Annotated in this window: 14 protein-coding genes; 5 read left to right on the forward strand and 9 right to left on the reverse strand. The window is 67.2% G+C overall.

Features of this window, described 5'->3' with window-relative positions; all coding sequences use genetic code 11:
- Positions 1 to 48: 48 nt before the first annotated feature.
- The 3 genes from ABE546_RS12685 (at position 49) to ABE546_RS12695 (ending at position 2279) form a co-directional block, all read left to right on the forward strand.
- A complete protein-coding gene (locus ABE546_RS12685) occupies positions 49 to 1128 on the forward strand; it encodes an SRPBCC family protein (RefSeq protein ID WP_313212728.1) in 1080 nt (359 codons plus the stop codon).
- 103 nt (positions 1129 to 1231) lie between these two features.
- Positions 1232 to 1603 (forward strand): DUF423 domain-containing protein, encoded by a 372-nt coding sequence (locus ABE546_RS12690; protein ID WP_346463936.1) that lies wholly within the window; start codon positions 1232 to 1234, stop codon positions 1601 to 1603.
- Between the two features lies 1 nt (position 1604).
- The gene (locus tag ABE546_RS12695; RefSeq protein ID WP_346463938.1) at positions 1605 to 2279 is read left to right on the forward strand and encodes a DNA-3-methyladenine glycosylase; all 675 of its coding nucleotides are present in this window, start codon (positions 1605 to 1607) and stop codon (positions 2277 to 2279) included.
- A gap of 2 nt (positions 2280 to 2281) precedes the next feature.
- Here the strand turns inward: ABE546_RS12695 and ABE546_RS12700 are convergent, their stop codons facing one another.
- From ABE546_RS12700 to ABE546_RS12725, 6 genes are all read right to left on the reverse strand, one after another.
- Positions 2282 to 2794 (reverse strand): hypothetical protein, encoded by a 513-nt coding sequence (locus ABE546_RS12700; protein WP_346463939.1) that lies wholly within the window; start codon positions 2792 to 2794, stop codon positions 2282 to 2284.
- 27 nt (positions 2795 to 2821) lie between these two features.
- Complete coding sequence (locus ABE546_RS12705) at positions 2822 to 3631, reverse strand: M15 family metallopeptidase (RefSeq protein ID WP_346463941.1); 810 nt, start codon at positions 3629 to 3631, stop codon at positions 2822 to 2824.
- A 9-nt stretch (positions 3632 to 3640) separates the two neighbouring features.
- Positions 3641 to 4183, reverse strand: a complete 543-nt coding sequence (locus ABE546_RS12710) for a PH domain-containing protein (protein ID WP_346463943.1) — start codon at positions 4181 to 4183, stop codon at positions 3641 to 3643.
- Position 4184: 1 nt separating this feature from the next.
- Positions 4185 to 4364, reverse strand: coding sequence for a DUF4177 domain-containing protein (locus ABE546_RS12715; protein ID WP_123728652.1), 180 nt, complete (start codon positions 4362 to 4364; stop codon positions 4185 to 4187).
- Complete coding sequence (locus ABE546_RS12720; protein ID WP_313212733.1) at positions 4361 to 4540, reverse strand: Arc family DNA binding domain-containing protein; 180 nt, start codon at positions 4538 to 4540, stop codon at positions 4361 to 4363. The genes ABE546_RS12715 and ABE546_RS12720 overlap by 4 nt, the downstream gene beginning before the upstream one ends.
- Positions 4541 to 4627: 87 nt before the next feature.
- A complete protein-coding gene (locus ABE546_RS12725) occupies positions 4628 to 5497 on the reverse strand; it encodes an SPFH domain-containing protein (protein WP_088432124.1) in 870 nt (289 codons plus the stop codon).
- Between the two features lie 131 nt (positions 5498 to 5628).
- Here ABE546_RS12725 and purT point away from each other — a divergent pair, with 131 nt between their 5' ends.
- Complete coding sequence (gene purT / locus ABE546_RS12730) at positions 5629 to 6816, forward strand: formate-dependent phosphoribosylglycinamide formyltransferase (protein ID WP_346463944.1); 1188 nt, start codon at positions 5629 to 5631, stop codon at positions 6814 to 6816.
- Between the two features lie 230 nt (positions 6817 to 7046).
- Here the strand turns inward: purT and ABE546_RS12735 are convergent, their stop codons facing one another.
- Together ABE546_RS12735 and ABE546_RS12740 are read right to left on the reverse strand one after the other, a co-directional pair.
- Positions 7047 to 8252, reverse strand: a complete 1206-nt coding sequence (locus ABE546_RS12735; RefSeq protein WP_346463946.1) for an endonuclease/exonuclease/phosphatase family protein — start codon at positions 8250 to 8252, stop codon at positions 7047 to 7049.
- A gap of 37 nt (positions 8253 to 8289) precedes the next feature.
- Positions 8290 to 9045, reverse strand: a complete 756-nt coding sequence (locus ABE546_RS12740) for an arginyltransferase (protein WP_346463948.1) — start codon at positions 9043 to 9045, stop codon at positions 8290 to 8292.
- 154 nt (positions 9046 to 9199) lie between these two features.
- On the opposite strand from ABE546_RS12740, the gene ABE546_RS12745 reads away from it, so the two are divergent.
- Positions 9200 to 9790 (forward strand): EF-hand domain-containing protein, encoded by a 591-nt coding sequence (locus tag ABE546_RS12745; RefSeq protein ID WP_346463949.1) that lies wholly within the window; start codon positions 9200 to 9202, stop codon positions 9788 to 9790.
- Between the two features lie 58 nt (positions 9791 to 9848).
- On the opposite strand, the gene ABE546_RS12750 is transcribed toward ABE546_RS12745, so the two are convergent.
- A complete protein-coding gene (locus ABE546_RS12750; RefSeq protein ID WP_313217590.1) occupies positions 9849 to 11054 on the reverse strand; it encodes an RNA polymerase sigma factor in 1206 nt (401 codons plus the stop codon).
- Positions 11055 to 11210: the final 156 nt, after the last annotated feature.

An 11210-nucleotide genomic window follows, 5' to 3' on the forward strand; every position in this document is an offset into this window, starting at 1 on the left:
CTTCGCTTCAATCAACCCGGCCGTGGGATCGGCCCCGGAGACTCCTGAATGACCCGTATTATCGAGTTCCTGATCGCCTTGGGGATCGTGGCTGGCCTGTTCGTCATCATTGGCGTATGTCTGCCGGGCGAGCGCCATATTTCCGAAAGCATCGAGACCAACCGCAAGATGACGATCGTGTACGACACGGTCAACAGCCTGCGCCGCTTCAAGGACTGGAACCCGCTCTTGCTGCGCGATCCCGCCGTTGAACTGAAGTACTCCGGCCCCGCTGCCGGCGTCGGCGCACGCCTGGACTACGCCTCCAAGGAAAGCTCCTTGGGCGAGGGTAGCTGGGTGATCACCGAGTCCGAGCAGAACAAGCACGTGGCGATTGCGATCGAGGACGCCTCCAAGGGTCACGACAAGACCACCAGCTTCACCCTGGAGCCGACCGGCAAGGGTGGCCGCAACGTCAAGATCACGCAGGACTACAGCGTCAAGTACGGTTTCAACCTGTTCGGTCGTTACGCTGGTCTGTACGTCAGCCGTCACGCCGGTGACGACCTGAAGCTGGGTCTGTCGCGCATGGCCAACATGCTGGCCACCGTGCCGAACATCGACTACCGCACCGCCGAAGCCCCGCTGACCGATCTGGCCATCGTGGACGTCCCGGCCGAGGACCTGCTGGTCGTCACCGCCGGCAACGTGGACCGCGGCCAGGAGACCATCACCAAGTCCATCAAGGACAACCAGGAGTGGATCAAGCGCGTCATGGAGGCCAACAACCTCGAAGCCGCCGGTCCGTTCCGCATCATCACCACCGATTTCGGCGCCGAGAAGTACGCCTTCGACGTGGCCCAGCCGGTCAAGAAGAAGGGTGCCGAGGCCGCGACGGCCGAAGCCCTGACGGTGAAGATCGACGATGGTGCACCGGTCAAGTACGTGCATGTGGCTCCGCATCGTTCGGCCCACGCGGCCTACACCGGCCACATGGCCGGCCTGGACATCGCCCGCAACGCCCTGCGTGCGTGGTCGGTGACCGGCGGCAACGAAGTGATCGATCGTCCGTACGAGTCCTGGAAGGACGGCGTGGACAAGTCGTTCACTCCGGAAGGCACGTACGACATCTACTGGGCCGTCAAGTAATCCGACGGTTGCCGTGATGTAACGCACGACCTGAAACGCGCCGCTTCCTGCGGCGCGTTTTTTTTTGGCTCCGGCCACGGGGCACTGTCTGAAGGACGCAAGCATGCTCAACCTGGAACGACGCACGCGCAAACCCTCCCTGCTGGCCGGCCTGGGCGGGCTGCTCGCGGCCACGGCGGTGGGCCTGTCGGCTTACGCCTCCCATGGCATCGCCGACCCGCTGGCGCAGTCGCATGTGACCACCGCGGCGCTGTACGCGTTCGGGCACGGTGTGGCCTTGGCCGTCCTTGGTCCGACCCAGCAGAACACGCTGGGCCGGCTGGCCCTGTACGTCCTGCTGATCGGCACGCTGCTGTTCTCCGGCAGCCTGGTGGCGGGCGCGCTGTGGAAGCTCAGCACCTCGTTGGCGCCGGTCGGTGGCACCGCGCTGATGGTGGGCTGGCTGGCCTACGGGCTGAACGCGCTGAGGCGCTGACATGCCCCGATACCGCCGCGGCTTTGATGTCGATGAGGCGCATGCCTGGCTGAGCCGGCGCGACCGGCGGCTGGGCACGTGGATGAAGCGGCTCGGCCCGATCCAGGCGCAGCCCGGGTGGGCGAAGACGTTCGATCCGGTCGATGCGCTGGCCAGGGCAATCCTGTTCCAGCAGCTCAGCGGCAAGGCCGCCTCGACCATCGTTGGGCGGGTGGAGACGGCCATCGGCAGCACCCGGCTGCACGCCGATACGCTTGCGCGTATCGATGACCCCGGGCTGCGCGTCTGCGGTGTCTCCGGCAACAAGGCGCTGGCCCTGCGCGACCTGGCCAGGCGCGAGGCAGCAGGCGAGATTCCCGACCTGCGCCGGATGTCGGTGATGGACCATGATGCGATCATCGATGCGCTGGTTCCGATCCGCGGCATCGGCCGCTGGACGGTGGAGATGATGCTGATGTTCCGGCTGGGTCGCCCGGACATCCTGCCGGTGGACGACCTCGGTATCCGCAAGGGAGCGCAGCGCGTGGACAAGGCCGAGCGGATGCCGACCCCGAAGGAACTGCTCGCCCGTGGCGAGAGGTGGGGCCCGTTCCGGACCTACGCCAGTCTGTACCTGTGGCGTATCGCCGATTTCACGGTGGATCCGAAGGCGACGACCAATCGTTCGCAGGGGTGAGGCTACGCGTCCGGCGGCTCCGGCGCGAAGGCCGGGTCGTCGCTGATTCGTGCCCGTGCTGGGTGGCGCTTTTTCGCCGCAAGGTAGCGGTGATGGCGGAAGGTGGCGTAGGTGCCGCGGAGTACCACGACCCCGATCACCACCAGCATTCCCATCCTCCGCAGCGTGTCTGCCATGCCGGCGCTGTCCAGCCTCAGATGCATCACGAACACCCATGCCCACAGCGCAGCGGTCAGGCAGGCCGCAACCCGGCTGCGTTTGTAGACCCCCACTGCCAGACCCAGGTAAACGCAGCTCAGCATCGCAGCAGCGATGAAGTTCATCATGGCGAACACGTGCTGGTTCTTGGCCCACGTCCAGCCACCCGTGGCGAGGGTGAACACGGTGAGTCCCGCGCCCAGTAACCAGAGCTGCGTGACTGGTCTGGTGATCCCGCTCGGCACCTGTTCCCAGTGCGGTGCCATGGGCGTGGAGGGGGGAACCTCACCGGCCTGGTAGGGATTCTGATCGTCCATGGTTGTCCTCCTTGTGGGCCGCCCCGGTCAGGGTGTGGCGTCGCGCCAGCACCAATGCCACGGTTCGTAGACAATCCCGTGCGGGTTGTCGCGCGGGTAGCTCAGCTGGAAGCCGAAGCGGCCCGCATGCTCGGCCAGCCACGCAAACGCGGCCGTCGACTCAAACGATTCTTCCGCCGGCGGTTCGCCCGGCGTGCCGATGTCCAGCGCAAGGCCGCTGTGATGCTCGCTGTAACCGGGCGCGGCGTTGACCTTCAGTATGTCCTCCACACTCAGCCCGCGGCTGCGTTTGCGCGCGAAGATGCCCAGCTGATAGTCGTGGCTGCGGTAACCGGAGATCGCATCCAGCGCGATGCCATCGGCGGCCGCCTGCTGGCGCAGTCGTTGCCAGCCCCGTGCGGCCTCGCGCTGCAGCCATAGCGGGCGCCGGTAGCGGTCGAAGCCGGCCAGGTGCAGCTGAGCCGGTTCGGCCTCCAGCGCAAGACCGGTCGCGGCCTCGTAGGCATCGGCATCAATCCCGAGGGTTTCGAGGCGATGCTGCAGTCCACTCAGGGGCAGCACCGCATCGGGCGCGTTGCCACGACGGCGATCCAGCAGCTGGCGGTCCAGCGCATCCAGTGCCTCCTCGATGCCCGGCTCGCGCATCAGGCGCGGCACCAGCGGCAGCACGCCGTGGGCGGTAGCGACGGCGAGGTAGCGCCCATCGCGCTTGCGCCGCAGTACCCACTGCGCGCGAGCCAAGGCGCGGGCGTCGGCAGAGCCGCGTGCACGCAGCAGGCCGCCGGGCCACAGTTCGATCTCGGCGGTGTTGATCAGCAGGGCAGGGGATCGGCGCATGCTGCCAGCTTAGTGCGCGCCCGGCCGCGCGGCCAGCGCCTTCAGGGCATCGAGCAGGACCCGTGGGCGGTCCGGGCTGATCACCAGGGCGCTGCCATCGCGCAGCGGCAGGTGCAGCACACGGCTGCTGTCGGTGATCAGGCAGAACGCCTTGCTGCGGTCGGCCATCCGGTAATGCCCGGACTGAAAGCCCGGCACGCCGTAGCCATTGGTCTTGATCGAGGGCTTGTAACGGCCATGCTCGGCGAAATCGACGATGCGCGCTTCGTCCAGACGCATGTCGCTCACCGGCACGCGCTTGCGGTAAAAGGTCGACTGCACGTCCAGCGTGTCCTGGTGGAGCACGATGCGGCGGCGGGTGTACGCCCAGGTCAGCGCGGCCGCCAGCACCGCCAGGAACGGCAGGGTGATGAACAGTTCGGTGTGTGAACGCTCCGGCGCGTCCAGCGCGGTGCCCACCATCAGGCCGGCGACGAGCAGTAGCGGAACCCACAGCCACAGCAGTCGCCGGACCGGCGATGGGGCAACCTCGAAGGATTGAGCTTCAGACATCTCAATCCTCCTTCTTGAAGATCAGCAACGCCGTATTGAGGGGCGGCGCGAAGACAAGGTTGACCAGTTCCCAGCCAAGGTTGCCGTGCCGGGTCAGCTCGTCCTGTATGTCTTTGGGTTTCACAATGCCCATCATGCCCGGCTTTACTTCAACGGTCAGGTAGCTCCAGCGCCTGCTCATGGCTTGCTTTCCTTGTCGGGGGTGGGTTTGGGAAGGCGTCCGGCCTTGCGCAGCGCATCGCGCAGCACGTATTCGATCTGTGCATTGAGGCTGCGCAGCTCGTCGTCGGCCCAGCGCTGCGCCGCCGCCAGAACGTCGGCATTGATACGCAGCGGGTAGGCTTTCTTTTCGGTCATGCGGGGTCCTTTATCTACAACGCGTGCCGTCCCCTCGGCGCCGCGTTGCGTTGGTAGGTGCCGACCATGGGTCGGCACGCTGTTGCATCAATACAGCGAACCGGCGTTGACCACCGGCTGGGTGCCACGATCCGAACACAGCACGGTCAGCAGGTTGCTCACCATGTGCGCCTTGCGCTCTTCATCGAGCTGGACCACGCCGTTCTTCTGCAGTTCGGCCAAGGCCATTTCGACCATGCCGACCGCGCCAGCGACGATCCGCGTACGCGCGGCGATGACCGCATTGGCCTGCTGGCGCTGCAGCATCGCCTGGGCGATTTCCGGCGCATAGGCGAGGTGGCTGATGCGCGCGTCGATCACCTGCACGCCGGCATCGGCCAGGCGCTCGGCCAGCTCGTCCTTGAGGTGCTGGGAAATCTCGGCGGCATGGCTGCGCAGCGACAGTTGGCCTTCTTCGTGCTGGTCGTACGGATAGCTGGTCGCCATCGCGCGCAACGCAGATTCGGACTGGATGTGCACGAAGCTCTCGTAGTCATCCACGTTGTAGACAGCTTCGGAAGCATCAACGACCTGCCACACGATCACCGCGGCGATCTCGATCGGGCTGCCGTCGAGCTCATTGACCTTGAGCTTGCCGCTTTCGAAGTTGCGCACGCGCTGGCTCACCTTGACCTTGGTGAAGAACGGGTTGTTCCAGCGCAGGCCGTTCTCCTTGACGGTGCCGACGTACTTGCCGAACAGGCTGACGACCACGGCCTGGTTGGGCTGCACGGTGTACAGGCCGACCAGGCTGAGCAGGGCGGTGGTGGCCAGCACCAGGCTGCCCACGATCAGCGCCGGGTTGCGGTTGCCCTTGTCCACCCCGACCACGAACATCCACACGGCCACCGCGGTCAGGGCCAGCACCAGCAGCAGGAAGGGCAGGCCGGACAGCGAGCGGATCGACTTCTCTTTCATGGCGGGGCGTCCTTGGGTAGTTGACTGGAAGATATCAAATTGATATCACTCTGCAAGTGCCGCCCGGGCCGGCCACGCGGCGGCGGCACCGGCTAGAATGCCCTCCCGCCCCTGTTGTCCGGAACACTGCCATGTCCACGCTCGGTACGCCGCTGTCTCCTTCCGCCACCCGTGTGCTGCTGCTGGGATCCGGCGAACTCGGCAAGGAAGTCGCCATCGAGCTGCAGCGGCTGGGGGTGGAGGTAATCGCTGCTGACCGCTACGCCAACGCGCCGGCGATGCAGGTGGCACACCGTTCGCACGTGATCGACATGCTCGACGCGATGGCGCTGCGCGCGCTGATTGCACTGGAGAAGCCGCATCTGGTGGTGCCTGAGATCGAGGCGATCCATACCGAGACGCTGGTCCAGCTGGAACAGGAGCAGGGCCTGCGCGTGGTGCCCACCGCGCGTGCCGCGCGCTTGACGATGGACCGTGAAGGCATCCGCCGGCTCGCCGCCGAGACGCTGGGCCTGCCGACCTCGCCGTACCGTTTCGTGGATACCGACGCCGAGTACCGCGCGGCGGTGGCCGCGATTGGCCTGCCGTGCGTGGTCAAGCCGGTAATGTCCTCCTCGGGCAAGGGCCAGAGCACGCTGCGCCAGGACGCCGACATCGCGCCGGCCTGGGAGTATGCGCAGACCGGTGGCCGCGCCGGTGCCGGGCGCTGCATCGTGGAGGGCTTCATCGATTTCGAGTACGAAATCACGTTGCTGACCGTGCGTCACGCAGGCGGGACCTCGTTCTGTGCGCCGATCGGGCACTGGCAGAAAGACGGCGACTACCGAGAAAGCTGGCAGCCGCAGCCGATGTCGCCGCGCGCACTGGCACGGGCGGAGGAGATTTCGCAGGCGATCACCGATGAGCTGGGTGGCTGGGGGCTGTTCGGGGTCGAGCTGTTCGTGAAGGGCGACGAGGTGTGGTTCAGCGAGGTATCACCGCGGCCGCATGACACGGGTCTGGTGACGTTGGCCTCGCAGGAGTTGAGTGAGTTCGCGCTGCATGCGCGCGCGATCCTGGGGCTGCCGATCCCGGTGATCCGCCAGAGTGGTCCGTCGGCGTCGTGCGCGATGCTGGCCCACGGCGAAGGCGTGCCGTTCTTCAGCAATGTGGCCGAAGCGCTGGTGCAGCCGGATTCGGCGCTGCGCCTGTTCGGCAAGCCGAGTGTGCACGGGCATCGCCGGGTAGGGGTGACGCTGGCGCGGGGGGCGGATGTCGATGAGGCGCGGAAGATTGCGCGTGAGGCGGCTGAGGCGATCGGGATCGAGCTGCGGTCGTGAGGCAGGGCGCCTTGGGTGCTGCCGGTGTGAGGCGATCGGGCAGCCCGATGCAGGACCCGCCGTAAACCCATCCCTGGGGGCTCGTAGTGCGGCATCCATGCCGCACACGGTCCTTCATCGGGCTGCCCGATCACCTCCTCGTGGAAGGTCGGTTGCGCGGTTCGAACAGCGGAGCAAACGAAAAACGGCGAGCCTTGGCTCGCCGTTTTTTGTTAAGAGCGACGCGGGCCTTACCTCAGGTCGACCCACACGAGGTGGTGGTCGCTGCCGTCGGCGATCTTCGCGTCCGGGCTTTCGTTGGCCGGCCAGAAAACGCCACTGCCGATGTAGTTGAAGCCGACCGAGGGCAGGACGTAGTCCAGCCGCATCGTGCCCGACTTCGGGCCGAAGTCGCCGGTGGCGTGGAAGGGCGCGCCTTTGCGGGTGATGCCTTTTTCGGCATACGCCAGGCTGGTCTGCTCTGCGCCGACGCTGCGCGGGGTGGGGTAGCGCAGGACGCGGGGGTTTTCGATCAGTTCGACGATCGCGTCGTGGCGGCCGTCGCCGTCGACCGGGTCGTTGTTGAGGTCGCCGAGGATGACGAAGCGCGCGTCCTGCGGGAGGCCGCCGCACTGGCCGCGGTCATCGCACAGCCAGGAGGTGTCGCGGTCCTTGAGGTAGTCCTGCCACAGGCGCAGTTCGTCGTGGTTGCGGGCGGCGTTGCGCTTCTCCGGGCCGTCGAAGACCGGCGGGGTCGGGTGCGAGACCAGGGCATGGACGGTGCCGTTCGGGGTGGTCACCGGCACGTCCCAATGCGATTTGGAGGACAGGCGCAGCTGCGACCAGACGTGGTCGTTGTAGAAGGATTTCCCGGTGCGCGGGTCGATCGGGCGCAGGGCGCCGGGCATCGCGCTCCACTTCAGCAGCTGGAAGCTACGGACCTTGGCTTCATCGATCGGGTAGCGCGACAGCACCAGCATGCCGTACTGGCCGGGGTGCAGGCCGTAGCCCCAGGCATCGTTGCCACGGGCGCGGCCTTCGCCGCCGATCTCGCCGTTGTTGTCCAGGTCCAGGCCGCTCTGCACGCCGGTGTTGACCGGGGCGAGGTAGCGGTAGGCGTAGTGCAGCGGCTCACCGCCGCCCGGTTGTGCGGCTTCCAGGTAGCGCTGCTGGAACAGGTCGGCGGCGCGGTGGGCGTCGTCGTAATCGAACTCGTTGAGCAGCACCAGATCCGGACGGACCTGCTGCAGGACGGCGGCGATCTTGCGCGCGTGTTCGCTGTCGCCTTCGAGCTCGGCGATCAGGCCGCCGGTCTCGTCGCTGTACAGGGAGGTGTTGTAGGTGGCGATCCGCAGCGGTGCGGAAGCGGTATCCGGCATGGCGGCGGTCTTGGCGGGGGTCTGGGCACAGGCGCCGCACAGCAGGGCCAGGGCAAGGATCAGGGGATGGGCTTTCATTCGCCTATTTTGCACCCGGCACGGTGTCAGTGTTGCGTCAGCGGCCGTCCAGTTCGTCATCGAAGGCGTGCCAGCGGCGGCCGTCATAGGCCTCCAGCGGGCGGAACCGGCGCTTGTAGTCCATCTTGCGGTGGTCGCGGATCCAGTAGCCCAGGTACAGGTGCGGCAGCTGTTCGCGCTGGGCCCAGGCGATCTGCTGCAGGATCGCGAAGGTGCCCAGGCCGCGATGGGACTGCTCCGGGTCGAAGAAGGTGTAGACCGCCGAGAGTCCCTGCAGGGTGACATCGGTTACGGCCACCCCGAGCAGTGGGCCGCGATGGCCGTCCACCGTCGGGCCGCGCAGTTCGATGAAACGGCCCTGCGACCAGCGGCCGATCAGGAACTGGTCGAACTCGTGCGGGCCGTGCTCGTCCATGCCGCCCTGCGCGTGGCGATGGGTCAGGTAGCGGTGGTAAAGCGCGAACTGCTCTTCGGTCTGTTCGGCGGCAACGATCCGCACTTCCAGATCGGCGTTGCGGGCCAGGCAGCGGCGTTGGCTGCGGTCCGGCGCGAAGCGGGCCACGGGGATGCGCACGGCCACGCAGGCGTGGCAGTCCGCGCAGTGCGGGCGGTAGACCAGATCGCCGGAGCGGCGGAAGCCCCAGCCCAGTGCCATCGGGTACAGCGTGCCCAGGCGCGGATCGTTGGGATCGAGCACCAGATCGCGCGCGGCCCGTTCCGGCCAGTAGCCACAGGGGTGGTCACCGGTCTGGAACAGTCGGAGCTCGTCGTCGCGGTCGCCGTGTATTGCCATGCCTACAGCATAGCCCCGTGCCGTCGCAGGCGCCGCGACTGTCTGCCACATGAACATGGCCGGCCGGGCTGTCAACGCCTCCCGCGTCCACGCGTTGTTACCGGTGTGGGTGCCACGCACCGCACGCAGTTTCCCTTACGAACCGGAGTTACCCATGCGCAACCGCAAATCCCTCCTGCTGCTGGCCCTGCTGCTGTCCACCGGTGCTGCCGGCCTGGCGGTCGCCGCCGATACCCCCGCCGCCGCCGACAAGCCTGCCCGCGCCAAGCTGGACACCAATGGCGATGGCTTCATCGACCGCACCGAGGCGGCCAGGTCGCCGCGTCTGGCCGCGCAGTTCGACACGCTCGATGCCAACAAGGACGGCAAGCTGTCCCGTGAGGAACTGCCGCGCTGGCACGGCAAGCGCCACGGGCGTGGCCCGGGTGGGCATGGCGACTGGATGGCCAAGCTGGACACCAACAAGGACGGCCGCATCAGCCGCGAAGAGGCCAAGGCCGACCCGCGCCTGGCCGCGCGCTTCGATGCGATGGACGTCAACAAGGATGGTTACCTGGACAAGGCCGACCGCGAGCTGCGCATGAAGCAGCATCGTGATGCCTGGTTCGCTGCGGCCGACACCAACAAGGACGGCCAGCTGAGCAAGGCTGAGTTCGATGCGGCCAAGGGCTCGTTCGGTGGCCCGCGTGGCGATCATCGCGATGGCAAGCCGCCGATGCCGCCGAAGGCACCGGCCGCGAAGTAAGCGATACGCTGAAGCTGCACAACGAAAGCGCCGGTCATCGACCGGCGCTTTTTCTACATCAGATGCGGCCGTTCCTGTACATCGCCCAGGCGATGGTGCCGATCACGAACAGGTTCATTACCCACAGCGCCTTGCGGCCATACAGCGACTCGTACTTCCAGTTCGGGCCGGTGCGACCATGGCGCGCTGCATCGCGAGCGATCATCGGGGCCATGATCCGCTGCAGCGGAACCAGGCATTGATAGTTGATCACGGCCAGGCCGATAGCCAACGCCACCACCGGCCAGTACCACGCCAGCGGCAGGAAGCCCAGGGCGAACACGGCCACGCAGGTCACCATGGCGGTGAAAGTGCTGTAGTGCACGAAGCCGCGGATGGCCGTGCGCTCGTCGTGGCTCTCGGCATACGAGAGCAGATAGCGGCCGCCCAGGTAGCTGCCCAGCACGCCACCGACCATGCTGCCGAGGATCGCACCCCACGCGAAATCCGGCGGCAACACGTGGGTCTGGCTGGCCGCTGCCGTCAACGACCCCAGGGCGGCACCGCCGGAAACGCTGGCACCGCCCAGGCCGAGCTTGCTGGTGCCAAGCCCGGTGCCGAGCAGGATCGCGGCACTGGCGGTACCGGGGGCGGCGACCAGCACCATGGACACGACGGTGGTCGCGAACGCAGCGCTCGGCGCGCTGCTGCGGGCGAAGTCGCTGAAGCGACGCATCATTTCCTCGCGGACGGTGGCGCGCGCGCGCGACAGGCGCTTGCGCACGGCGGCATCGCTGAGCCCGAGCAGATCGGCGACCTGCTGCGAACTCTGGCCTTCGCGGTAATAGAGCAGCAGCGTCTCACGGCTGTCTTCGGGCAGCGCAGAGATGATCTCTTCGGCGGCCAGTTCTTCTTCCACCCGCTGCAGGTGTTCCGGGGCACTGGGGCTGGGGTCGGCGGCCATGTTGATGGCGATCTCGGCGGCCTCGCCTGAGAGCGGGCGGCCGCGGTTGGCGCGCAGCCAGTCCCGGGCGAGGTTGCGGGTGATCTGGCGCAGCCACGGCAGGAAGCTGGCGTGGTTGTGCAGCTGGTTAAGCTGCTGCCAGGCCTTGATGAAAGCCTCCTGTGCGATGTCCTCGCTGGCATGCACGTCGCGGGTGATCGCCAGCGCGATCGCGGTGACCGTGTTCTGGCAGGCCAGCACGATGCGCCCGTAGGACTGCTGGCAGCCGCCTGTGGCAGCGGGCAGCTCGCGTTCGAGCGTAGTGGTCAGCGGATGCGTCATGGCACGTTCCCCGGCGGTGATCCGAGTATGACGATGCCTCAACCCGAATGTGACCGGATAGTGCCGGCCGCTGGCCGGCGCGGGAGGTGTGGAACCGCCCGCGGGGCGGGGCCGGGGCCCGCCCAGCCCGGGAGGCGGGGGGGGGGGGAGGGCCCC

The sequence above is a fragment of the Stenotrophomonas sp. TWI377 genome (assembly GCF_039674525.1).
Classification (GTDB): Bacteria; Pseudomonadota; Gammaproteobacteria; order Xanthomonadales; family Xanthomonadaceae; genus Stenotrophomonas.

Coding starts and splice junctions, on each gene's coding strand:
- ABE546_RS12685 (WP_313212728.1), top strand. CDS start 49: ATGACCCGTATTATCGAGTTCCTGATCGCCTTGGGGATCGTGGCTGGC.
- ABE546_RS12690 (WP_346463936.1), top strand. CDS start 1,232: ATGCTCAACCTGGAACGACGCACGCGCAAACCCTCCCTGCTGGCCGGC.
- ABE546_RS12695 (WP_346463938.1), top strand. CDS start 1,605: ATGCCCCGATACCGCCGCGGCTTTGATGTCGATGAGGCGCATGCCTGG.
- ABE546_RS12700 (WP_346463939.1), bottom strand. CDS start 2,794: ATGGACGATCAGAATCCCTACCAGGCCGGTGAGGTTCCCCCCTCCACG.
- ABE546_RS12705 (WP_346463941.1), bottom strand. CDS start 3,631: ATGCGCCGATCCCCTGCCCTGCTGATCAACACCGCCGAGATCGAACTG.
- ABE546_RS12710 (WP_346463943.1), bottom strand. CDS start 4,183: ATGTCTGAAGCTCAATCCTTCGAGGTTGCCCCATCGCCGGTCCGGCGA.
- ABE546_RS12715 (WP_123728652.1), bottom strand. CDS start 4,364: ATGAGCAGGCGCTGGAGCTACCTGACCGTTGAAGTAAAGCCGGGCATG.
- ABE546_RS12720 (WP_313212733.1), bottom strand. CDS start 4,540: ATGACCGAAAAGAAAGCCTACCCGCTGCGTATCAATGCCGACGTTCTG.
- ABE546_RS12725 (WP_088432124.1), bottom strand. CDS start 5,497: ATGAAAGAGAAGTCGATCCGCTCGCTGTCCGGCCTGCCCTTCCTGCTG.
- purT (WP_346463944.1), top strand. CDS start 5,629: ATGTCCACGCTCGGTACGCCGCTGTCTCCTTCCGCCACCCGTGTGCTG.
- ABE546_RS12735 (WP_346463946.1), bottom strand. CDS start 8,252: ATGAAAGCCCATCCCCTGATCCTTGCCCTGGCCCTGCTGTGCGGCGCC.
- ABE546_RS12740 (WP_346463948.1), bottom strand. CDS start 9,045: ATGGCAATACACGGCGACCGCGACGACGAGCTCCGACTGTTCCAGACC.
- ABE546_RS12745 (WP_346463949.1), top strand. CDS start 9,200: ATGCGCAACCGCAAATCCCTCCTGCTGCTGGCCCTGCTGCTGTCCACC.
- ABE546_RS12750 (WP_313217590.1), bottom strand. CDS start 11,054: ATGACGCATCCGCTGACCACTACGCTCGAACGCGAGCTGCCCGCTGCC.